The sequence below is a fragment of the Roseomonas sp. 18066 genome (genome assembly GCF_902706185.1).
Taxonomy (GTDB): Bacteria; Pseudomonadota; Alphaproteobacteria; order Acetobacterales; family Acetobacteraceae; genus Pseudoroseomonas.
In genome coordinates this window covers 13,213-34,611 of the sequence record NZ_CACSJM010000059.1, presented here as the reverse complement: position 1 = coordinate 34,611, position 21,399 = coordinate 13,213, and the positions used below count along the sequence as shown (strand labels likewise).

At 71.4% G+C, this 21,399-nt stretch carries 18 protein-coding genes; 14 read left to right on the top strand and 4 right to left on the bottom strand.

All coding sequences use genetic code 11. The features are described 5' to 3' along the window. Positions 1 to 81: 81 nt before the first annotated feature. Complete coding sequence (locus tag GVN67_RS13930; protein WP_235035296.1) at positions 82 to 2,202, bottom strand: peptidase domain-containing ABC transporter; 2,121 nt, start codon at positions 2,200 to 2,202, stop codon at positions 82 to 84. Between the two features lie 650 nt (positions 2,203 to 2,852). Between GVN67_RS13930 and GVN67_RS13925 the strand changes: the two genes are divergently transcribed. The 8 genes from GVN67_RS13925 (at position 2,853) to GVN67_RS13890 (ending at position 13,946) form a co-directional block, all read left to right on the top strand. Further along, complete coding sequence (locus GVN67_RS13925) at positions 2,853 to 7,946, top strand: S-layer family protein (protein WP_200845254.1); 5,094 nt, start codon at positions 2,853 to 2,855, stop codon at positions 7,944 to 7,946. Positions 7,947 to 8,025: 79 nt separating this feature from the next. Next, on the top strand, positions 8,026 to 8,895 hold the full coding sequence (locus GVN67_RS13920) for an FkbM family methyltransferase (RefSeq protein WP_159996899.1): 870 nt from the start codon (positions 8,026 to 8,028) through the stop codon (positions 8,893 to 8,895). Between the two features lie 97 nt (positions 8,896 to 8,992). After that, a complete protein-coding gene (locus tag GVN67_RS13915; RefSeq protein WP_159996897.1) occupies positions 8,993 to 9,580 on the top strand; it encodes a class I SAM-dependent methyltransferase in 588 nt (195 codons plus the stop codon). 61 nt (positions 9,581 to 9,641) lie between these two features. Continuing rightward, positions 9,642 to 10,370, top strand: a complete 729-nt coding sequence (locus GVN67_RS13910; RefSeq protein ID WP_159996896.1) for a GntR family transcriptional regulator — start codon at positions 9,642 to 9,644, stop codon at positions 10,368 to 10,370. 64 nt (positions 10,371 to 10,434) lie between these two features. Further along, on the top strand, positions 10,435 to 11,679 hold the full coding sequence (locus GVN67_RS13905) for an alpha/beta fold hydrolase (protein ID WP_159996894.1): 1,245 nt from the start codon (positions 10,435 to 10,437) through the stop codon (positions 11,677 to 11,679). A gap of 59 nt (positions 11,680 to 11,738) precedes the next feature. Next, positions 11,739 to 12,149 carry a carboxymuconolactone decarboxylase family protein gene (locus tag GVN67_RS13900; RefSeq protein ID WP_159996892.1) on the top strand — a complete coding sequence of 137 codons (411 nt, stop codon included), beginning with the start codon at positions 11,739 to 11,741 and terminating at the stop codon, positions 12,147 to 12,149. Further along, entirely contained in the window at positions 12,146 to 13,054 is a 909-nt protein-coding gene (locus GVN67_RS13895) for an NAD(P)-dependent oxidoreductase (RefSeq protein ID WP_159996890.1), read from the top strand. Before GVN67_RS13900 ends, GVN67_RS13895 begins: the two co-directional genes overlap by 4 nt. Before the next feature lie 82 nt (positions 13,055 to 13,136). Next, positions 13,137 to 13,946 carry a GGDEF domain-containing protein gene (locus GVN67_RS13890; RefSeq protein ID WP_159996888.1) on the top strand — a complete coding sequence of 270 codons (810 nt, stop codon included), beginning with the start codon at positions 13,137 to 13,139 and terminating at the stop codon, positions 13,944 to 13,946. A 6-nt stretch (positions 13,947 to 13,952) separates the two neighbouring features. On the opposite strand, the gene GVN67_RS13885 is transcribed toward GVN67_RS13890, so the two are convergent. Next, a complete protein-coding gene (locus tag GVN67_RS13885; protein WP_159996886.1) occupies positions 13,953 to 15,200 on the bottom strand; it encodes a hypothetical protein in 1,248 nt (415 codons plus the stop codon). Further along, entirely contained in the window at positions 15,197 to 15,766 is a 570-nt protein-coding gene (locus tag GVN67_RS13880; protein WP_159996884.1) for a DinB family protein, read from the bottom strand. Before GVN67_RS13880 ends, GVN67_RS13885 begins: the two co-directional genes overlap by 4 nt. Positions 15,767 to 15,960: 194 nt before the next feature. Here GVN67_RS13880 and GVN67_RS13875 point away from each other — a divergent pair, with 194 nt between their 5' ends. From GVN67_RS13875 to GVN67_RS13855, 5 genes are all read left to right on the top strand, one after another. After that, entirely contained in the window at positions 15,961 to 16,980 is a 1,020-nt protein-coding gene (locus GVN67_RS13875; protein WP_159996882.1) for an ABC transporter ATP-binding protein, read from the top strand. 2 nt (positions 16,981 to 16,982) lie between these two features. Then, positions 16,983 to 17,879 carry an ABC transporter ATP-binding protein gene (locus tag GVN67_RS13870; protein ID WP_235035295.1) on the top strand — a complete coding sequence of 299 codons (897 nt, stop codon included), beginning with the start codon at positions 16,983 to 16,985 and terminating at the stop codon, positions 17,877 to 17,879. Between the two features lie 125 nt (positions 17,880 to 18,004). Continuing rightward, entirely contained in the window at positions 18,005 to 18,505 is a 501-nt protein-coding gene (locus GVN67_RS13865) for a hypothetical protein (RefSeq protein WP_159996878.1), read from the top strand. A gap of 174 nt (positions 18,506 to 18,679) precedes the next feature. Then, positions 18,680 to 18,991 (top strand): manganese efflux pump, encoded by a 312-nt coding sequence (locus GVN67_RS13860; RefSeq protein WP_255430394.1) that lies wholly within the window; start codon positions 18,680 to 18,682, stop codon positions 18,989 to 18,991. 53 nt (positions 18,992 to 19,044) lie between these two features. Then, the gene (locus tag GVN67_RS13855; protein WP_159996874.1) at positions 19,045 to 19,359 is read left to right on the top strand and encodes a hypothetical protein; all 315 of its coding nucleotides are present in this window, start codon (positions 19,045 to 19,047) and stop codon (positions 19,357 to 19,359) included. 47 nt (positions 19,360 to 19,406) lie between these two features. On the opposite strand, the gene GVN67_RS13850 is transcribed toward GVN67_RS13855, so the two are convergent. Beyond that, the gene (locus GVN67_RS13850; protein WP_159996872.1) at positions 19,407 to 20,339 is read right to left on the bottom strand and encodes a ring-cleaving dioxygenase; all 933 of its coding nucleotides are present in this window, start codon (positions 20,337 to 20,339) and stop codon (positions 19,407 to 19,409) included. A gap of 178 nt (positions 20,340 to 20,517) precedes the next feature. Between GVN67_RS13850 and GVN67_RS13845 the strand changes: the two genes are divergently transcribed. Further along, a complete protein-coding gene (locus GVN67_RS13845) occupies positions 20,518 to 21,393 on the top strand; it encodes a LysR family transcriptional regulator (protein WP_159996870.1) in 876 nt (291 codons plus the stop codon). Positions 21,394 to 21,399 lie beyond the last annotated feature (6 nt).

Here is a 21,399-nt window from a genome sequence, read left to right as displayed (position 1 = left end):
GCTTGCCGAAGCGCGGCAGCAGGCCGGCCCAGCTGAGCCGGGGCGGGGCCGCGAGGTCGAGGCCCTGGCGCAGGGTCGCGCTCATGCCGCGAGCTCCGCCGGCGGGGTGGAGGCGTGCAGGTGCTGGGTCTGGGTGTCCCAGAGCTGGCGGTAGACGGCGCAGCGCTCCAGCAGCACCGGGTGCGGCGCGAAATCCAGCACCTGGCCGCGGTCGAGCACCAGGATGGCGTCGGCGCCGACCAGCGAGGCCAGGCGGTGCGAGACGATCAGCATGGTGCGGCCGCGGGCGATGGCCGCCAGGTTCTGCTGGATGATGGCCTCGCTTTCGGGGTCGAGGGCGCTGGTGGCCTCGTCGAAGATCAGCAGGCGGGGCTCGGTCAGCAGGGCGCGGGCGATGGCCAGGCGCTGGCGCTGGCCGCCGGAGAAGTTGGCGGCGCTTTCCTCGACCAGGGTGTCATAGGCCATGGGCAGGCGGTCGATGAACTCGGCGGCGCCGGCCATGCGGGCGGCCTCGATGATGGCGGTCATCGGCGCGTCGGGCCGGGCGGCGGCGATGTTCTCGCGGATGCTGCCGCGGAACAGCAGGTTGTCCTGCAGCACGACGCCGACGTTGCGGCGCAGATGCGGCAGCTCGATCTGGCGCAGGTCGACGCCGTCCAGCTGGATCAGCCCTTCCTGCGGCAGGTGGATGGCCTGGACCAGCCGGGTCACCGTGGTCTTGCCCGAGCCGGAGCGGCCGACCAGCCCGATCACCTGGCCGGGCTTCACGCTGAAGGAGACATCGTTCAGGGCCGGGGTGGCGGCGCCGGGGTAGCGGAAGCCGACGCCGTGGAATTCGAGCGCGCCGGTGATCTCGGGGCGCGCCCGGCGGTCCTGGCCCTGGCGCTCGGGGGCGGTGTTCATCACCGTGCCCAGCATGTCGACCGACAGCGCGGCCTCCTGGTACTCGTTGATCAGGGCGACGATCTGCACCAGCGGCCCGGTGACCCGGCCGGACAGCATGTTGAAGGCGACCAGCGCGCCGATGCTCAGCTGCCCGTCGAAGACCAGCAGGGCGCCGACGCCGAGCACGCTGATCTGCATCAGCTTCTCGAGGCCCGTGGTCAGCACGTTGCCGGTGGCGGCGACCTGGCCGACGCCGGCATGCTGGCGCATGGCGGTGGCGACCTTGGCGTCCCAGGCCTTCTCCCGCGCCGGCTCCAGCACCAGCGACTTGACCGCGCGCATGTTGTGCAGCGTCTCGACCAGATAGGCCTGGCGGGCGCCTTCCGACTGGTACAGCGCGTTCAGCTTGCCGCGGAACAGCGGCACCAGCCCGCCGATGACGGCGGCGATGGCCAGCGAGAAGCCCAGCACCACCGCGGTCAGCACGCCGCTGTACAGCACGAGGAGGACCAGCAGCACCGGCAGGGCGGCGGCGTCCAGCAGGGTCTGGAACAGCCGGCCGGTCAGGAAGTGGCGCAGCTTCTCGGTCTGCTGCAGGTGGCGGGCGAGGACGCCGGCGCTGTTGCTCTCGAAGAAATGCAGCGGCAGGCCGAGCAGGTGGCGGAAGGTGCGCGAGGTCAGCCGGGCGTCGATCTTGTTGCTGGCCAGCAGCATCAGCCGCTGCCGGGCATAGCTGAAGAGGCCGTCGAAGACGGTCAGCAGCACGAAGACGGCCACCACCACGGTCAGGGTCTGGTAGCTGTGGTGGGTGATGACCTTGTCGATCAGCACCTGGAACAGCAGCGGGATGGCGAAGCTGATCAGGTTCGCCATGATGGCGGCGATGGCGACACCCTGGAACAGCCGGCGGTGGCGGATGATCTCGGGCAGGAACCAGCGCAGGCCGAAGCGCTGGTTCTCGTCGGTCACCTTGTTGGCGCGTTTCGCCAGGATCAGCCGGCCGGACCAGTCGGCCAGGAAGGCCTCGCGCGTCACCAGCCGGACGCCGGCGGCCTCGTCGCGCGGGTCGAGGATGGCGGCCAGCTTCGAGCCGTCGGCCGCCGCCATGACATGGACCAGGATGAACCAGCTGCCGTCGCGCCGGGTGGCCAGCGCCGGATAGGCGGTGCCCAGGCTGCCGGCCTTGTCCCAGTCGCAGCGCGGCAGCGCCTTGGCGGCCAGCCCCGCGGCCTTCAGGCTGCGCAGCACCGCGCCGGTCATGTCGCCCGCCCCCGGCACCGGCAGCTCGGCCGGGGTCAGGTGCAGGCCATGATGCATGGCCAGCAGGAAGACGCATCGAAGCGCTGTCAGTTCAGCAGACAGTTCAGGGGCCAAGGCCACTACCCACCAGGGCTGGAAGTTTTTTCCGGCCGTTAGGAGACGACGGTGATGTTGCCCAGGCATTAACCATTCCGCTCTCGCGCGACGGCCGGCGCCGCTTCCGAAAAAGCGTGCGATAACAGCCGGAAGGCGCGACCGTTGCGAGGCCGCGAAGAAGCCCGGCCCTGGTTCACTTGCCGTTAACGTTCTGACCAGATGGTGCGCCCGGGCAGGTCGACCGGGTCAAAAGGCCCCGGCCGGTCACCTGACCTCCTGCGCCGCTGGCGAGGGGGTGCGTTCCAAAGCGGCTGAAGAATCCGGCCGGATCAGTCCCGAAAAACCTGGGCGGGCATGTGGAGAAACTCGTGGCCCCGTTGCAGCACGGTCTGTCGCAGACCGCCTGGCATCCGCTGATGCCGGCTTTGCAGACGCCCTTCCCGGCGTGCCACCCCGATTCCCGCGCCCCCAGGTCCTTCGAGGCTGCCGGCTGGCCGATGCCTGGACCAGGCATCTCTGACCATGGCCGTCACGCTGCCCGCCCCGCGGGCGGTCCTGCTGCCGCCTAAACGACTCCCCCCCAGAAAAACTCGGCGCGAAGGTCAGAGACCATGGCTGTCATCGGCTCCCTCAACACCACCCAGATCGCAGGCCTGTCCACCACCGCCATCGCGGCGCTGAAGACCAGCGACATCCGCAGCCTGGCGGCGACGCAGCTGGCGGCGCTGACGACGACGCAGATCGGCGTGCTGTCCACGCTGCAGCTCGCGGCGCTGCAGACCACCCAGGTGGCCGCCCTCGAATCGACCGATGTCGGCGTGCTCAGCACCACGCAGCTGCGCGGCCTGGCCTCCAGCCAGCTGGCGGCGCTGACCACGACGCAGCTCGGCGCGGTCACCACGACCCAGGTGCGCAGCCTGTCGGCGACGCAGGTGAAGGGGCTGACCAGCACCCAGATCGGCGCGCTCGACACCGCCCAGGTCACCAGCCTGACCACGACGCAGCTGGCCAGCCTGTCGACCAGCCAGGTGCGTGGCTTCGACACCACCGACCTCGCGGCGCTGACCACGACCCAGGTGCTGGGGCTGAGCTCGGCGCAGCTCGGCGCGCTGACCACGACGCAGTTCGCCGCCCTCGAATCGACCGATGTCGGCGTGCTGACCGTCACCCAGATCAAGGGCCTGACCAGCAGCCAGCTGGCCGCGCTGACCACCACCCAGGTGGGCGCGCTGACCACGACGCAGCTGGCCAGCCTGGCCGCCGGCCAGGTCAAGGGCCTGGAGACCACCGACCTCGCGGCGCTGACCACGACGCAGATGGCGGGCCTGGGCTCGGCCCAGCTGGCGGCGCTGACCACGACGCAGCTGCGCGGCATCGAGAGCACCGACCTCGCCGTCCTCGGCACCGCGCAGCTGCGCGGCCTGTCCTCCAGCCAGCTGGCCTCGCTGACCACCACCCAGGTCGACGCGCTGACCACGACGCAGCTGGCCAGCCTGGCGACCAGCCAGGTGGTGGGCTTCACCACGACGCAGCTGGCCGCCCTCGACACCACGCAGATCGTGGGCCTGGGCACCACCCAGCTCGCGGCGCTGACCACCGCGCAGGTGCGCGGGCTCGAGACCACCGACCTCGCCGCGCTGACCACCACCCAGGTGATCGGCCTGACCTCCGGCCAGCTCGGCGCGCTGACCACGACGCAGCTCGCCGCCCTCGAATCGACCGATGTCGCGGTGCTGCGCACGACGCAGCTGCGCGGCCTGGCCTCGACCCAGGTCGCCGCGCTGACCACGACGCAGCTGGGCGCGCTGACGACGACGCAGATCGGCGGGCTGTCGACGCAGCAGCTGCTGGGGCTGACCACGACGCAGCTGGTCGCGCTCGACACCACCCAGATCGGCGGCCTGTCCTCCTCGCAGCTCGGCGTGCTGAGCACGGCGCAGGTCCGCGCGCTCGAGACCAGCGACATCGCCTCGCTGAGCACCACCCAGCTGCGCGGCCTGACCGGCCTGCAGCTGGCGGCGCTCAGCACGACGCAGCTCGGCGCCGTGACCACGACGCAGGTGCGCGCGCTGACCAACACCCAGGTCGCGGCGCTGACCTCGACCCAGGTGGGCGCGCTCGACACCACCCAGGTGGTGGCGCTGGCCACCGGCCAGCTCGGCGCCCTGACGACCGCGCAGCTGCGCGGCCTCGAGACCACCGACCTCGCCGCGCTGACGACCACGCAGATGGCCGGGCTGACCTCGGCCCAGCTGGCGGCGCTGACCACGACGCAGATGGCCGGCCTCGAATCGACCGACCTCGCGGTGCTGACCACGACGCAGCTGCGCGGCCTGACCTCGGGCCAGGTTGCCGGGCTGACCACGACCCAGGTCGTGGCGCTGACGACGACGCAGCTGGCGGGCCTGTCCACCGCCCAGGTGAAGGGCTTCGAGACCACCGACCTCGTCGCGCTGACCACGACGCAGATGGCGGGGCTGACCTCGGGCCAGCTCGGCGGGCTGAGCTCGACCCAGCTGCGCGCGCTGGAGACCACCGACCTCGCCGTCCTCGGCACCAGCCAGATCCGCGGCCTGGTCTCCAGCCAGCTGGCGGGGCTGACCACGACGCAGGTCGCCGCGCTGACCACGACGCAGGTCGCCGGGCTGACCACCACCCAGGTCGCCGGCTTCACCTCGACCCAGGTCGCCTCGCTGACCACGACCCAGGTCGTGGCGCTGGCCACCAGCCAGATCGCCGGCCTGTCGACCGGGCAGATCCGCGGCTTCGACACCACCGATTTGGTCGCCCTGACCACGACGCAGATGGCCGGGCTGACCTCGACCCAGCTGGCCTCGCTGACCACGACGCAGCTGGTCGGCATCGAATCGACCGACCTGGCGGTCCTCGGCACGGCGCAGCTGCGCGGCCTGACCTCGACCCAGATCGGCGCGATCACCACGACGCAGCTGGGCGCGCTGACCTCGACCCAGGTGGGCGGGCTGACCACCGGCCAGCTGGCCGGGCTGAACACCACCCAGGTGGTGGCGCTGTCGACGACGCAGATCGGCGGCCTGACCTCGACCCAGGTCAGCGGGCTGTCGACGGTGCAGATCCGCTTCCTCGAGACCACCGACCTGGCGGCGCTGACCACGACGCAGCTGCGCGGCCTGTCCTCCAGCCAGATCGCGGGCTTCGGCCCGGCCCATGTCCAGGCGCTGACCACGACGCAGATCGGCGGGCTGAGCGTCACCCAGCTGAAGGGCTTCGCGCCGGTTCAGATCGGCCTGCTGAGCACCACCCAGGTGGGCGCGCTGAGCACCACCCAGATCGGCGCCTTCACCACGGCGCAGATGCTGGGCTTCGAGACCACCGACCTCGCCGCCCTGACGACGACGCAGATGGCGGGCCTCGGCTCGGCGCAGCTGGCGGCGCTGACCACGGCGCAGTTCGTGGCGCTGGAATCGACCGATGTGGGCGTGCTGACCACCGCCCAGCTGAAGGGCCTGACCACCGCCCAGGTGGCGGCGCTGACCACGACGCAGCTGTCGGCCGTCACCACGACGCAGCTGGCCTCGCTGAGCACCGGCCAGGTCCAGGGCTTCACCACCACCGACCTCGCCGCGCTGACCACGACGCAGATGGCCGGCCTGACCGCGCCGCAGCTGGGCGTGCTGTCGACCACGCAGCTGCGCGGGCTTGAGACCAGCGACCTGGCGGTGCTGAACACCACCCAGATCCGCGGCCTGCTGGCCAGCCAGATCGGCGCCCTGACCACGACGCAGCTGGACGCCATCACCACCACCCAGGTGGCCTCGCTGACCAGCACGCAGCTGGGCGGCCTGACCACGACCCAGGTGGGCGCGCTGTCGACCACCCAGGTGGCCGCGCTGTCGACCAGCCAGCTGGCCTCGCTGTCGACCAGCCAGGTGCGCGGGCTCGAGACCACCGACCTGGTGGCGCTGACCACGACGCAGATCCTGGGCCTGACCACCGCCCAGCTGGCGGCGCTCAGCAATGCCCAGGTGTCGGCGCTGGAATCGACCGATGTCGCGGTGCTGAACACCACGCAGGTGCGCGGCCTGACCTCCAGCCAGATCGGCGCGCTGACCACGACGCAGCTCGGCGCCATCACCACCACCCAGGTGGCGGCGCTGACCACGGCGCAGGTCAAGGGCCTGACCACCACCCAGGTCGCGGCGCTGACCACCACCCAGGTGGGCAGCCTGTCGACCGCCCAGGTGGCCGCGCTGACCACGGCGCAGGTGCGCGGCTTCGACACCACCGACCTCGCGGTGCTGACCACCACGCAGATCCGCGGGCTGAGCTCGGCGCAGCTCGGCGCGCTGACCACGACCCAGGTCGAGGCGGTGACCACCACCCAGCTGGCCGCGCTGACCAGCACCCAGCTGCAGGGGCTGACCACCGCCCAGGTGGCGGCGCTGACCACGACCCAGCTGCCCGGCCTGTCCTCCAGCCAGCTCGGCGCCCTGACCACGGCGCAGGTGAAGGGGCTGGAGACCTCCGACATCGCGGCGCTCGCCACCAGCCAGATCATCGGCCTGAGCTCCGGCCAGCTGGCCGCGCTCAGCACCGCCCAGCTGGTCGCGGTCGAGACCACTGACCTGGCCGCGCTGACCACCGCGCAGCTGCGTGGCCTGACGGCGACCCAGGTGACCGCGCTGACCTCGACCCAGGTCACCGCGCTGACCACCACCCAGCTGGGCAGCCTGACGGCGGCGCAGGTCAAGGCGATCGACACCACCGACATCGCGGCGCTGACCACGACGCAGATCCCGGGCCTCGGCTCGGCGCAGATCAGCGCCCTGACCACGACCCAGGTCGTCGCCTTCGAGACCACCGACCTGCAGCAGCTCAGCACCACCCAGCTGCGCGGCCTGACCACGGCGCAGGTGGCGGCGATCACCACCACCCAGCTGGTGGCGCTGTCCTCGACCCAGGTCGGCTCGCTGAACTCGGCCCAGGTGGTCGGCTTCACCTCGACCCAGGTGGGCGCGCTGACCACCACCCAGGTGGGCGGCCTGACCACGACGCAGATCGCGGTGCTGAGCACGGCGCAGCTGCGCGGCCTCGAGACCACCGACCTGGTGGCGCTGACCACGACGCAGATGGCGGGCTTCACCTCGACCCAGCTGGCCGGGCTGACCAACACCCAGCTGCAGGCGATGGAGACCACCGACCTGGCCGTGCTGACCACGACGCAGGTCAAGGGCCTGACCTCGGGCCAGGTGGCGGCGCTGACCACCACCCAGGTCTCGGCGCTGACCACGACGCAGCTGCGCGGCCTGGCCACCGGCCAGATCCGGGGCTTGGAGACCAGCGACATCGCCGTGCTCAGCACCACCCAGCTCGGCAGCCTGACGGTGACGCAGCTGAACGCCCTGACCACCGGCCAGGTCGTCGGCCTGACCACCACGGGCCTGGCGGCGCTGAGCACCACCCAGGTCAGCGGGCTCGGCACCGAGCTGATCGGCAGCCTGTCCACCACCCAGGTGACGGCGCTGACCAGCACGGCGGTGACCGCGCTGACCACGACGCAGATGGGCGGCTTCACCACCGGCCAGCTGGCGGCGCTGACCACGACGCAGATCACCGGCCTCGAGACCTCCGACATCGCGGCGCTGACCGACACCCAGGTGGCGGCCTTCACCTCGACGCAGATCGGTGCGATGGACAACAACCAGGTGAGCGCCCTCTTCCTCTGAGGGTTCTCGCCGCCCGCCGCCGCAACCCGCGGCGGTGGGCGATGGTTCTGTCTGCCGTGGTGCCAGGGAAGGGCCGGGGATGAGCGAGGCCGCCAGCTTCAACGACCTGTCGGGCCTCGGCCTCAGGGTCAAGGTCGTCGATATCGGCGCCAATCCGATCGACAGCGACCCGCCCTATGCCGGGATGCTGCGGCGGGGGGCGGCCGAGGTGGTGGGCTTCGAGCCCAATCCGGACGCGCTGGCGGTGCTGGAGCAGCGCCGCTCGCCGCTGGAGCGCTATTTCCCGCATGCGGTGGGCGATGGCCGGCGGCACACGCTGAAGATCTGCCAGGCGCCGGGCATGACCTCGCTGCTGGAGCCGGATCCGGCGATCCTGGGGCTGTTCCACGGCTTCCCGGACTGGGGCACGGTGCTGGGGCGGGAGGAGATCGACACCGTCCGCCTCGACGACGTGCCCGAGACCGCCGGCGCCGACCTGCTGAAGCTCGACATCCAGGGCGCCGAGCTGATGGTGCTGCAGAACGCCACCGACCGGCTGGCCCAGGCCTCGGTGATCCAGGCCGAGGTCGAGTTCCTGCCGCTCTACAAGGACCAGCCGCTGTTCGGCGATGTCGAGCGGTTCCTGCGCGGCCATGGCTTCGTCTTCCACCGCTTCTTCCCGGTGGTCAGCCGCACCATCCGGCCGATGCTGGTCGACCAGAACATCTATGCCGGCCTGTCGCAGCTGGTCTGGGCCGACGGGCTGTTCGTGCGCGACTTCACCCGGCCGGCCAGCCTGTCCGACCACCAGCTGCTGGCCATGGCCGCCATCCTGCACGATTGCTACCAGTCCTATGACCTGGCGATGCACCTGCTGGGCGAGCATGACCGCCGCCATGCCGGCAGCCTGGCCGCGACCTATTTCACCGCGCTGCAGGCGGCGCCGCGGGCGGTCCCCCAAACTGCCTGACATGGCCGCCTGAAGGAACGGGGGCAGGGGGGCTGGACGCCGCCCGGCCGCCGCGTCCACCCTGCGCCTTTCTCGACCTCTCTCCGGAAGCCGGACCATGACCGAAGCCCAGACCCCGGCCGACACCGCGCCCCGCACCGTGCTGCATGTCGGCTGCGGCCCGGCCAGCCCCGACAAGCTGCCGCCCGCCTTCTTCCCGGCCGGCGCCTGGCAGGAGGTGCGGCTGGACATCGACCCCTCGGTCGCGCCCGACATCATCGCCTCGATCACCGACATGAGCGCCGTGGCCTCGGCCTCGGCCGACGCGGTCTGGTCCTCGCACAATCTCGAGCACCTCTACCCGCATGAGGTGCCGGCCGCCTTCGCCGAGTTCCGCCGCGTGCTCAAGCCCGGCGGCTTCGCGCTGATGACCATGCCCGACCTGCAGCAGATCGCGGCGCTGGTCGCCGCCGACAAGCTGGGCGACGCGGCCTATGTCTCGCCGGCCGGGCCGATCACGCCGCTCGACATGCTCTACGGGCTGAACAGCGCGCTGGCCCAGGGCAACCACTACATGGCGCACAACACCGGCTTCACCGCCCGCACCCTGGAAGCCGGGCTGCGCGCCGCCGGCTTCCCCCTGGTGCGCGTGGTGCGGGACGGCAATTTCGCGCTCTGGGCGACCGCCTATATGACGGCGCCCTGATACTCGCCCTCCGGGGCCGGGCTGCTATATGTCAATCCGACACCATGGATGACGGAGCGGCATGGACAGCGTGGTCCCGGACAAGCTCGAGCATGACAAGCCGCTTCGGGTGACGCCGCAGCCGATGCGGCGCCAGGTGGAGGAAGGGCTGCGCGCCGCGATCATCGCCGGCCGCTTCGCCCCCGGCCAGCACCTGCCGGACCGGCTGCTCTGCGAGCTGTTCGGCGCCAGCCGCAGCGTGGTGCGCGAGGCGGTGCGGCTGCTGGAAGCCGAATCGCTGATCGTCGTGCTGCCCAATCGCGGCCCCTTCGTCGCCTGGCTGTCCTCGACCGAGGCGGCGCAGATCTACGAGGTGCGCGGCGTGCTGGAGGCGCTGGCCGGCGAGGGCTTCGCCATCCGCGCCACCGACGCCGAGCGGGCCGAGCTGCGCGCCGTCTATGAGCGCCTGGCCGCGGCCGGCGAGCAAAGCGAGCGAGCCGAGCTGCTGGCCATCAAGCGGGATTTCTACGCCGTCCTGCTGCGCGGCTGCCGCAACCCGATGGTCGCCCGCATGCTGGACCAGATGCTGAACCGCAACAGCCAGCTGCGCGCCACCTCGCTGTCCGAGCCCGGCCGGCTGCCGCACACGGTGGCCGAGATCCGCCGGGTGGTGCAGGCGATCGAGCATCGCGACCCGGAAGGCGCCTGGGAGGCCTGCCGCCACCACGTCAAGCGCGCCGCCGCCGTCGCCATCCGCATCCTGCGCGAGCGGGAGGAGCGCGACGGCACCCCCTATGGCCGCGAGGCCTGACTTGCGCCGCCGCTAGATTGTCCGTCAATGTGCCTCTCCAGAAGCAGGGGAGGGGACAGCGCGCATGCAGGCATCGCTTCCGGGGCTGGATCCCGCGCGGCTGGCCGCGGCCCTGGCCGACCCCGAGCTGCTGGCCGCCGCCACCGGCCTGACGCTGCGGACCCGGCTGATGAGCGGCGCCGAGGGGCTGGATATTCTTGTCAGTGCCGGCCAGCCCCAGGCGCAGCCGATGCAGGGCGAGGCGGAAATTGCCCTGGAAGCTCCCGGCGCCACCTGGCTCGAGGTGTTTTCGGCGCTGCCGCCGCCGGGCAGCCAGTCCTTCACCGCGCTGCAGCTGAAGAACCCCGAGGCCCGCCTCGCCGGCGATCCGCTGCGCATCGCCCAGGCGCGGGGCTTTCTCGAGCGGCTGCTGGAAATCCTGCGGCCGCCGGCGCCCGCCGCGCCGATGACGCCGCGCGACCTGTCCGGCATCACTGGCCGCTACCGCGTCCTGCAGACCGCCGAAGGGCCTTTCGAGGTTTTCGTCGAGGAAGCCGGGCAGGGGGTGCCCGTGGTGCTGCTGCACACCGCCGGCGCCGATGCGCGGCAATACCAGGCGCTGCTGGCCGATCCCGCGCTGACCGCCCACCACCGGCTGATCGCCTTCGACGCGCCCTTCCATGGCCGCTCCTCGCCGCCGCTGGGCTGGGATGGCGGCGCCTATCGCCTGACCCAGGCGCGCTACCTGGACTGGGTGCGCGCCTTCCTGCGCGACATCGTCCAGGCGCCGGCGGTGCTGGTCGGCTGCTCGATGGGCGCCGCCATCACTTTGGTCGCCGCCGCGGAAATTCCCGAGCTGCTGCGCGGCGCCATCGCCCTGGAGCCGCCCTTGCGCGCGCCGGGGCGCAAGAATCCCTTCCTGGCGCATGCGGCGGTGGCGACGGGGGTGCATAATGCCGCCTATGTGCGCGGGCTGATGAGCCCCTCCAGCCCCGAGGCGCAGCGCCGCCGCGCCGGCTGGATCTATGCCCAAGGGGGGCCGGGCATCTATGCCGGCGATCTTTCCTTCTACAGCGACGAGTTCGACGGCGCCGTGGTCGGGCCGCGCATCGACACGTCGCGCGTGCCGCTGCAGCTGCTGACCGGCGAGTACGACTATTCCGCCCCGCCCGAGCAGGGCGAAGAGCTGGCGCGGCTGATCCCGGGGGCGGTGTTCCGCCGCATGCCGGGGCTCGGCCATTTCCCGATGGTCGAGGACCCCGACCATTTCCTGCGCTATTTCCGCCCGGCTCTGGCAACGATCACGACTGTCAGACAATCTGCCGATTGAGCATTGACCGCCCCCTGACCCCGCCGCATCCTGCGCCCTCCCAGCAGGAGGAGGACGCCATGGCCGAAAGTGAGATGTTCCAGAAGGGTCTCGAGGTGCGGCGCGCGGTGCTCGGCGCCGAGTATGTCGATGGCGGCATCGCCAAGGCCGACGACTTCATGATGGCCTTCCAGCGCATCACCACCGAATGGTGCTGGGGCTATGCCTGGACCCGCGACGGGCTGGACCGCAAGACGCGCTCGCTGCTGAACCTGGCCATGCTGACCGCGCTGGGCCGCACGCCGGAGATCAAGCTGCACACCAAGGGCGCGCTGGCGAACGGCGTGACCGTCGACGAGATCAAGGAAGTGCTGCTGCACGCCACCGTCTATTGCGGCATCCCGGCCGGGCTCGACGCCTTCAAGGCGGCGCATGAGGTGCTGAAAGCGGAAGGCGCCATCCCCGCCACGCCGGCGAAGCCCGCCGAATGAGCGCCATCCGCCGCATCGGCTTCATCGGCATCGGCAATATGGGCTGGCCGATGGCGGCCAATCTGCTGAAGGCCGGCTTCGAGGTCGCCGTCGTCGACGCCCGCCCCGGCCACGCCCAAAAGTTCGCGGCCGAGGTCGGCGGCCGCGCGGCGGAGACGGCGGCCGACGCCGCCCGCGACGCCGACGCGATCGTCACCATCCTTCCCACCAGCAAGCATGTCGCGACGGTTGTCGAGGAGATCGCCCCCGTCCTGAACAAGGGCGCGGTATTGATAGAAATGTCGTCGGGGGTGCCCGGCGAGACGCGGCGCATCGCCGAGGCGCTGGCCGCGCAGGGCGTCGATGTCGTCGACTGCCCGGTCTCCGGCGGCGTGCCGCGGGCGAAGAGCGGCGAGCTCGCCATCATGGCCGGCGGCGAGGACGCCGTGCTCGACCGCGTGGGCCCGGTGCTGAAGGCGGTGGGCACCACGGTGCATCGCTGCGGCGGCACCGGCGCCGGCCAGGCGATGAAGGCGCTGAACAACCTGGTCAGCGCCGGCGGCTTCCTGATCGGCATCGAGGCGCTGCTGATCGGCCAGAAGTTCGGGCTGGACACCGCGCTGATGGTCGATGTGCTGAACGCCTCGACCGGTATGAACAACAGCACGCAGAAGAAGTTCAAGCAGTTCGTGCTGTCGCGCCGCTTCGATTCCGGCTTCGGCCTCGACCTGATGGTGAAGGACCTGTCCATCGCCCTCGAGGTCGGGCGCGACGGCGCGGTGCCCACCCCCTTCGCCGCCCTCTGCCGCGAGCTGTGGAGCAGCGCCGGCGGGCTGCTCGGCCCCGGCCAGGACCATACCGCGGTGGCGCAGCTGAGCGAGAAGCTGGCCGGCAGCGCGCTGGGCGGCGGCAACCGCCCCGCGTGAGCGGGGCGGCGCGGCACAGACGACAGGACAGGCCCCGATCAGCGCTTCTATCGGCGCCGGTCGGGGGCTAAGCATCCGCCGCATGTCGGATGACGGTGCCAGGCCTTCCCCTCCCAGCCTGCTCAGGACGCTCTGGGCCCCGGTGATCCGCGATCGCCGGGAGCTGCGGCGCTATGTCGTCATCGGCACGCTGGCGGCGCTGGGCGGCGCCATGGCGGTCGATGTGCTGAACCAGCTGGCCTTCTTCGTCAGCTGGAGCGTGGCCTTCCGCTCCTGGCTGGTCACCGCTTTGGTGGCGCCCGCCTTGGCGGTGCCGCTGCTAGGCTTCCTGGCGCGCTCGCACCTGGCGCTGTGGCAGGGCAAGCAGGAGATGGAGCGGCTCAGCCGCACCGACTTCCTCACCGGCCTGCCCAATCGCCGCGCCCTGATGGAGGCGGCCGAGCAGGGCGCCGTCACCGCCATGGTGCTGGTGATCATCGACATCGACCGCTTCAAGCGGATCAATGACAGCCTGGGCCATCGCGGCGGCGACCAGGTGCTGCGCATCGTCGCCCAGGCTTTGGCCGGGCAGCTGGCGGATTTCGGCCTGCTGGGCCGGCTGGGCGGCGAGGAATTCGCCCTGATCGCCACCCATCCCGACACGGCGCCGCTGCTGGCGCGGCTGGAGGCGCTGCGCGCCCGGCTGGCCGGCCAGCCGATCCTGGTCGAGGGGCGGGCGGTCAGCGTCACCATCTCGGCCGGGGCGGCGCTGCGCCAGGCGATGAGCTTCGACGAGCTCTACACCGCCGCCGACCGCGCGCTGTACCAGGCCAAGCAGGGCGGGCGGAACCGCATCTGCTGCGCGGCACCGCTGCCCGCCCCGCCTGCCGCGGACAGCAGCAGCGCCGCCTGAGCCCTGCTACCCGGCCGGGTGCCAGCGCCCCTGCAGCCCGCGGCCGATCAGCACCAGCCGCTGCCAGCGCTGCCGCGCCGCATCGCCGCGCAGGATGACCAGCGGGCCGGCGGCATAGCGGTGGAATTCGCCGTGGCTGCCGCGGCCGGGCGGCTCGGCCTCGGCGCCGCGCAGCGCCGGGGGCAGGGCGGCGTCGATCAGCGCCCAGGCTTCCGCCGCCTCGAAATGTTCCGCCCGCGGATAGAGCACCAGCGCGTCGCGGCCCTGCGCCGCATCGCCCTGGCGGAGGAAGAAGGCCTCCGCCGTGGCGAAGCGGCCGGGCAGGGCGCGCAGCCGCGCCGGATCGGCCGCGGCATGGATCACGCGATAGGCCAGGGCCAGCTGCGCCTGGGCCGGCCCGGCGATGGCCGGGTCGGGATGCGCGCCCAGCCGCTGCAGCAGCGGCGCCATGCCGGGGACGGGATCCTCCGATTCGGTCGCGGTCAGCAGGGCGGTGGCCCATTCGCCCAGGCCGATCAGCCGGGCGACGGCGGCGGTGCTCTCGCCGGCCAGCTCATGCAGGTGGAAGTCGAGGCCGTTGAAGGGCAGCCCCGCCGGCTCCGGCCCGCGCCGCTCGGCGATGACGCCCAGCATCCAGTCGGCGGCGTCGAAGGGCAGGTCCTCGGGCCCGGGCGCCCAGGCGCCCCAGAAAGGGCCCAGGATGCCGGGGCGGAGCACTTCCCTCTCCCGCAGCCGGGGGAGCAGGGGAAGAAAATCGTCGGGGTCGAGCGCCTCGGCCAGGGCATGGGCGGCGCAGGCGCGGACATGGTCGGAGGCATGGTCGAGCAACGCCAGGAGGTCGTCGGGCGAGTGCCGGCCGCGGTCGACCAGCAGCATGGCGCCCTCGATCCGCGCGGCCAGGCCGGCATCGGCGGGGGTCAGGGCGGCCAGCCAGGCCAGCAGCGGCGCGCGGAACGGGTCCTCGTCGCCATGCCAGCGCAGCTGATCGAGGAAGAACCCCACCAAGTCGGGATGCGCCACCGATTCGCGGTCCAGCGCCGCCAGCAGGAAGCCGATGGCCGCCCGCTGCGCCGCCGCGCCCGGGCGATCGGCGCCGCGGAAGGTCGCCATGCACAGCCGCTCCAGCGCCGCGGCGCGGATTTCTGGATCCGCATCGCCCAGCCAGCCGGCCATGGCCTGGCGGAAGGCCTCCAGCTCGGTCGCCGACAGCGCGTGCAGCGGCGCCTTGCGCAGCGCCCAGAAGGCGGCGCTCACGCCGGGGGCTGCCCCCAGATCGCCGCCTCGGTCCAGCCGAGCTCGGCGAATTCCGCCGCCCGCAGCGGCGCCTCGCCTTCGGAGAAAAATTCGTCCAGCTGCGGCGGCGCGACGCTGCTGCCGCTCAGCATGGCATGGGCCTGGCCGCGATGGTGGATCTGGTGCTCGAACAGATGCAGCAGCAGCCGGTCGCGCCGCTCCCGCTGGATGCGGCTGCCGCGATGCACCTCGACGATGCCGTCCAGCGCCTCCGGCGTCAGCGCCGCCGTCACCGCCAGCAGCCGCCGGTCGACTGCGGCCTGAGAGTCGCGCAGGGTGGCCAGGTCGCGGCAGGGCTCGCGCTCGGCCCAGGCGGCCGGGCCCAGCTTGCCACCCTCCAGGGCATCGACATAGAACCAGTCGACGATCAGGATGTGGTTCAGCGTGGCGCGCAGGCTGGGGAAGAAGCCGGTGCGCGGGGCCTCCAGCTCGCCGGGGGCCAGCGCCGCGCAGGCCGCCAGCAGCCGGTGATTGGCCCAGGCATTGTTGTGGGCCAGGCTGCGGAAGGGCAGCAGCACATCGGGCATGGTGTTTTCCCTCCCCCGGAAAGGCGGCCATTCTGCCCGGTGCGGCGGCAATTGCCCAGCGTCGCGCCGCCCCTTGCCCATCCCCGGGGCAGCCGGCGCCGGCCGGCGTGACGTCCCGATGACGGCCGGGCTTGTGTCCGGGTGAATACGCTAATAAGAATCATTCTCATGATCACCCAGACGTGGAGCCTGCTATGCCCCTGCTCGAAGTGAATGACCTGGCTGTCCGCTTCGACACCGCGGAAGGCTCCATCCATGCCGTGAACGGCGTCAGCTATACCCTCGAGCCCGGCGAGACCCTCGGCGTGGTGGGGGAAAGCGGTTCCGGCAAGAGCGTTCATGTGCTGTCGATGCTTGGCCTCATTCCCAAGCCCCCCGGCAAGATCGTCCGTGGCACCGCCATGTTCGGCGGCCGCGACCTGCTGAAGATGTCCGAAGGCGAGCTGCGGGATATCCGCGGCAACGAGATCGGCATGATCTTCCAGGATCCGATGACCTCGCTGAACCCGGTGCTGTCGGTGCGCACCCAGATCACCGAGGCGCTGATCTGCCACCGCAAGATGGGCCGCGCCGCCGCCAGGCAGCGCGCCATCGACCTGCTGGACCTGGTCGGCATCCCCGACCCGCACAAGCGGGTGAACCAGTACCCGCATGAATTCTCCGGCGGCATGCGCCAGCGCGTGATGATCGCCATCGGCATCGCCTGCGAGCCGAAGCTGCTGATCGCCGACGAGCCGACCACCGCGCTCGACGTGACCGTGCAGGCCCAGGTGCTGGACCTGATGCGCGATCTGAAGAAGAAGCTCGGCATGGCGATGATCTGGATCACCCATGACATGGGCGTGGTCGCCGGCATCGCCGACAACATCCAGGTCATGTATGGCGGCCGGATCATGGAGCGCGGCCCGACGCGGGCCGTCTTCCAGGACACCCGCAGCGCCTATACCTACGGCCTGCTGCGCTCGCTGCCCGACCATGACGCGCCGATCGTCATCGACGCGCAAGGCCGCCGCCCGCGGCTGAGCCAGATCCCCGGCCAGCCGCCCGACATGTTCAAGCCGCAGGCGGGCGACCCCTTCGCGCCGCGCAACCCCTATGCCACCGAGCGCTGCCTGCTCGAGGCGCCGCCGCTGCAGCAGGCCCCTGGCGCGGTGCCCGGCCATATGGTGGCCGCCTGGTACGACCTGCGCTCCGTCCGCGAGAAGGCCGCATGACCATGACCCCTTTGCTCCGCGTCGAGGGCCTGACCCGCGACTTCGTCACCAAGAAGGACCTGTTCGGCCGCGCCACCTCGAAGCTGCGCGCGGTCAACGACGTCTCCTTCGAGATCGCCCCCGGCGAGACCCTCGGCCTGGTCGGCGAATCCGGCTCCGGCAAGAGCACCACCGGGCGCCTGGTGCTGCGCCTCGACGATGCGACCGCCGGCCGCATCTTCTTCGAGGGCCAGGAGATCACCAAGCTGCATGGCGGCGGCCTGGCGCCGATCCGCAAGAAGCTGCAGGTGGTGTTCCAGGACCCGTACTCCTCGCTGAACCCGCGCATGCGCGTGGGCGAGAGCGTCGGCGAGCCGCTCTCCGTCCATGGCGTGGTCAAGACCGCCGCCGAGCGGCGTGACGCGGTGGCCGAGCTGTTCCGGAAGGTGGGCCTCGACCCGCGCTTCATGGACCGCTTCCCGCACCAGTTCTCCGGCGGCCAGCGCCAGCGCATCGGCATCGCCCGCGCCGTCGCCCTCAGCCCGAAGCTGATCGTCGCCGACGAGCCGATCACCGCGCTCGACGTCTCGATCCAGGCGCAGATCATCAACCTGTTCCTCGACCTGCAGGAGCAGATGGGCATGGCCTATCTGTTCATCGCCCATGACCTCGGCATGGTGCGCTACCTCTGCCACCGCGTCGCCGTCATGCTGCGCGGCCGCATCGTCGAGATGGGGCCGACCGACCAGGTCTTCGCCAACCCGCAGCACGGCTACACCCGCGCGCTGATCTCGGCCGCCCCGATCCCGGATCCGGACCGCGAGCTGCTGCGCCGCCGGCTGCCCTATGAGCTGGTGCCGCCGCCGGAAGGGGCGGAGCTGTCCGAGGTGGCCCCGGGCCACTGGGTGCTCGCCGCCTGAACCATCGCCGCCGGGCGGGGCCCCCGAGCCCCGTCCGGCGACGGTCTTTTTGCGCTTAGCTATTGATAATGACTCGCAGTCGCATAAATGCGGCGCATCCGCCAGCACAGCAGCAGGAAGCCACGATGTCGGTGATCGAATTTCCCGAACGCCTCGACGCCTTGCCCGAGCTGGAAGGGGCGCTGCTGTGGTCGATGCGCGCCTGGGCGCTGGGCCTGTCGCGCGGCATCGCCGTCGCCGACGAGATCCAGGCCATGTACGCCGACCTCGGCGCGCCCGAGGCCGCCCATTGCCTGAACGGCTTCATGACCGCGCTGAACAACGGCGCGCTGCGCATGCTCGACGTCAACTGCGTCTGCCACCCGGCCGTCAGCGGCGACGAGTTCGACCTGCTCGACGTCCTGGCCCTGCAGCAGGAAGAGCGCGGCGACGACGCCATCGCCCTGCTGGCCCGCATGGTCGCCCACGAAGAAGCCGCCGAGGCCACCGCCTGGATCACGCGGCTGATCGCCCGGCTCAACGCCGCCGGGCATATCATGCCGCGAGCCTCCGAAGCCCTGCGGCGGCACGCCTTCCGCGCGCAATTCGCCTGGACGGCCACCACCTCCTCGGCCTGCTTCCACTGAAGCAAAGCAAAGCAAAGCAAGGCCAGGGGAATGAATTCCCCTGGACCCCTTCTTCTTTCTGTCCGTGCTGCCGCGCGCTTCAAGGCCATGGGCGGGACAATGTAGCCTGGGGTCTATAACCGAGATCAAGCTACAAATATCTGATTTACAACGACAAAACTTGCGCGGCGGCGCCTGCTCGGCGGCCGCATGCTGCTCGAGGCCATCCGCCGCGACGACGAGGAAACCCCCTCCGGCCGCTCCTTCTGGATGCTGCTGGCGACCGCCGTGGGCACCAGCCTGGACGCCATGGCGGTCGGCGTCTCGCTGGCTTTCCTCGAGGTGAATATCTGGATCATCGCGGCGGCCATCGGCTTCGCCACCTTCTGCCTGGCGACCGGCGGCATGCTGGCCGGGCGCCTGCTCGGCCGCCATGCCGAGATGCTGGGCGGCACCGCCCTGGTGATCCTCGGCGTCGCCATCCTCGTCGAGCATCTCTCCGCCTGACAGCGGCCCGCCGGACCGGCTAGACCTGCCCTATCGAAGGAGACGCGACGATGATGGACCAGGAGGCTCTGACGGCCTGGGCGGTGGCGAATGGCTGGACGATGGTGGGGGGCTTTCTCAGCCTGACCAAGCCTTCCTCGCCGAAGGAGGCGATCGTCCGCCTGGCGATGAAGACCACGGTGGTCAATGTCGAGGTGAAGAAGCCGGCCGGGAAATGGGAAAAGGTCGCCGGCGCCGCCTATGGCAAGATCGAGCCCGACCCCGAGGGCGGCCCGCCGGTCGGCCTCGGCTTCGAGAAGATCCCGAGCTTCTCGATGCTGATGCGCGAGAACAAGGACCGCCAGGTCTTCGCCGGCTTCGGGCGCTGACGGAAAAAGCCCGGGGGAGCTCGCTCCCCCGGGGTTGGTCAGAAAGCTCAGGCCAGCGCGGGCAGGTGGCTTTCGATCTCGGCCCGCTGCGGCTCCAGGAAATGCGGCAGCTTCAGCGTCTGGCCCAGCTGCTCCGCCGGCTCGTCCACCGCGAAGCCGGGCACGTCGGTCGCGATCTCGAACAAGACATGGCCCGGCTCGCGGAAATAGACCGAGCGGAAGTAGTTCCGGTCCTTCTGCTCCGTCGTCGCGATGCCGTGGTTCTCCGCCAGCTTGCGCACCATCTCCGCCTCGGCCGCGTCGTCGGCGGCGCGGAAGGCCAGGTGATGCACCGAGCCGCGCCCCATCCGCCCGCGCAGGAACCCGCCCACCGAGCGCAGGTCGACGATGCCGCCGATCGCCGTGCCCGGCGCCTGGAAGCGCGTCGTGTTGCCCTCCCGCGCCGCCTCGGCGAAGCCCAGCACGTCGGACAGGATCGCCCCGGTCGCGGCGCTGTCCTCCAGCATCAGGCTGACGCTGTGGAAGCCGCGCAGCGCATGCTCGGCCGGGATTTCGGCGCTGGTCCAGCCGGGCTCGCGCTCGATGCCGGCCATGCCGAGCAAGGCGAGGCGCATGCCGTCCTCGTCGCGGAAGCTCAGCACCGTCTCGCCGAAGCGCTCGCTGCGGGTGAGCTCGGCGACGCCGGCGGCGGTCAGCCGATGCGTCCAGAAGCCGACCGAGGCTTGCGGGATGCGGAACACCGTCTCCTGCAGCTCGCCGGCGCCGAGCCGGCCAGCCGCCGCCTGGGCCCAGGGGAAGAAGGTCAGGATGGTGCCGGGGCTGCCGGCCTCGTCGCCGTAATACAGGTGCCAGGCGCCGGGATCGTCGAAGTTCACCGTCTTCTTCACCAGGCGCAGGCCCAGCAGGCGGGTGTAGAAATCGACGTTGCGGCGGGCTTCGCCGGAGATGGCGGTGACGTGGTGGATGCCGAACTGCGACATGGCTCGAGGCCTCCGTGCTGGTGTGAGGGGAAGGCCAGCGCCTTCCGTCGAGGCCACAGATCGCCCCTCCGCGCCACGAAAGCCAGCAGGAACCGATTGCGTCCATGCAATCATGATCTTGCAATCAGTGTTGTGGCATTGCATTCGACATGAGCCCAGACTGACCGCCCGGAGCGCCATGGCCGACCCCGTCAAGTCCCTGGAATGGGATGATTTCCGCCTGATCCTGGCGGTCGCCGAGCAGCAGGGCCTGCCCGCCGCCGCCGCGCGCCTCGGCGTCGCCCATTCCACCGTCTTCCGCCGCCTGGGCCAGATCGAGGCGCTGCTGGGCGCCCCCCTCTTCGAGCGGCACCGCACCGGCTATGCCGCGACCGCGACGGGGGAGGAGGTGGTGGCGCTGGCCGCCCGCATGCAGGGCCAGATCACCGAGCTGACCCGGCGCCTGGCCGGCCAGGCGGTGGCGGCCTCGGGCGAGATCCGGGTGGCCACCAGCGACGCCCTGCTGCACGGGGTGCTGCTGCCGGTCTTCGCCCGGTTCCGCGCCGCCCATCCTGGCGTGCGGCTCGACCTGGTCACCGGCAATGCGGCGGCCAACCTGTCGCGCCGCGACGCCGATGTCGCCATCCGCGCCAGCGAGGCGCCGCCCGAGACCCTGGTCGGCCGCCGCGCCGCCCGCATCGCCTGGGCGCTTTATGGCGCGGCCGGGATGCAGGAGGCCGACGCCCCCTGGCTGGCCCCGGGCGACCCGCTGGCCAGCCTGCCGGCGGCGGGCTTCGTCCGCCGCCACGTGCCGGCCGCGCGGGTGGGGGCGCGGCTGGACAGCGTGCTGGCCCTGGCCGCGGCGGCCGAGGCCGGGATGGGCATCGCCCATCTGCCCTGCTTCCTGGGCGATGCCCGGCCGGCGCTGCGCCGCCTGGCGCCGCCGGACCCGGCGCTGGCCAGCGACCTCTGGCTGCTGACCCATCCCGACCTGCGCCAGTCGCCGCGCATCCGCATTTTCCTGGACTATTGCGCGGCGGAGATCGCCGGGTCGAAGGGGCTGATCGAGGGTTAGCCCTCT

Coding starts and splice junctions, on each gene's coding strand:
- GVN67_RS13865 (WP_159996878.1), top strand. CDS start 18,005: ATGTCGGTGATCGAATTTCCCGAACGCCTCGACGCCTTGCCCGAGCTG.
- GVN67_RS13890 (WP_159996888.1), top strand. CDS start 13,137: ATGTCGGATGACGGTGCCAGGCCTTCCCCTCCCAGCCTGCTCAGGACG.
- GVN67_RS13875 (WP_159996882.1), top strand. CDS start 15,961: ATGCCCCTGCTCGAAGTGAATGACCTGGCTGTCCGCTTCGACACCGCG.
- GVN67_RS13895 (WP_159996890.1), top strand. CDS start 12,146: ATGAGCGCCATCCGCCGCATCGGCTTCATCGGCATCGGCAATATGGGC.
- GVN67_RS13930 (WP_235035296.1), bottom strand. CDS start 2,202: ATGCATCATGGCCTGCACCTGACCCCGGCCGAGCTGCCGGTGCCGGGG.
- GVN67_RS13880 (WP_159996884.1), bottom strand. CDS start 15,766: ATGCCCGATGTGCTGCTGCCCTTCCGCAGCCTGGCCCACAACAATGCC.
- GVN67_RS13845 (WP_159996870.1), top strand. CDS start 20,518: ATGGCCGACCCCGTCAAGTCCCTGGAATGGGATGATTTCCGCCTGATC.
- GVN67_RS13925 (WP_200845254.1), top strand. CDS start 2,853: ATGGCTGTCATCGGCTCCCTCAACACCACCCAGATCGCAGGCCTGTCC.
- GVN67_RS13910 (WP_159996896.1), top strand. CDS start 9,642: ATGGACAGCGTGGTCCCGGACAAGCTCGAGCATGACAAGCCGCTTCGG.
- GVN67_RS13850 (WP_159996872.1), bottom strand. CDS start 20,339: ATGTCGCAGTTCGGCATCCACCACGTCACCGCCATCTCCGGCGAAGCC.
- GVN67_RS13855 (WP_159996874.1), top strand. CDS start 19,045: ATGGACCAGGAGGCTCTGACGGCCTGGGCGGTGGCGAATGGCTGGACG.
- GVN67_RS13905 (WP_159996894.1), top strand. CDS start 10,435: ATGCAGGCATCGCTTCCGGGGCTGGATCCCGCGCGGCTGGCCGCGGCC.
- GVN67_RS13920 (WP_159996899.1), top strand. CDS start 8,026: ATGAGCGAGGCCGCCAGCTTCAACGACCTGTCGGGCCTCGGCCTCAGG.
- GVN67_RS13900 (WP_159996892.1), top strand. CDS start 11,739: ATGGCCGAAAGTGAGATGTTCCAGAAGGGTCTCGAGGTGCGGCGCGCG.
- GVN67_RS13915 (WP_159996897.1), top strand. CDS start 8,993: ATGACCGAAGCCCAGACCCCGGCCGACACCGCGCCCCGCACCGTGCTG.
- GVN67_RS13870 (WP_235035295.1), top strand. CDS start 16,983: ATGACCCCTTTGCTCCGCGTCGAGGGCCTGACCCGCGACTTCGTCACC.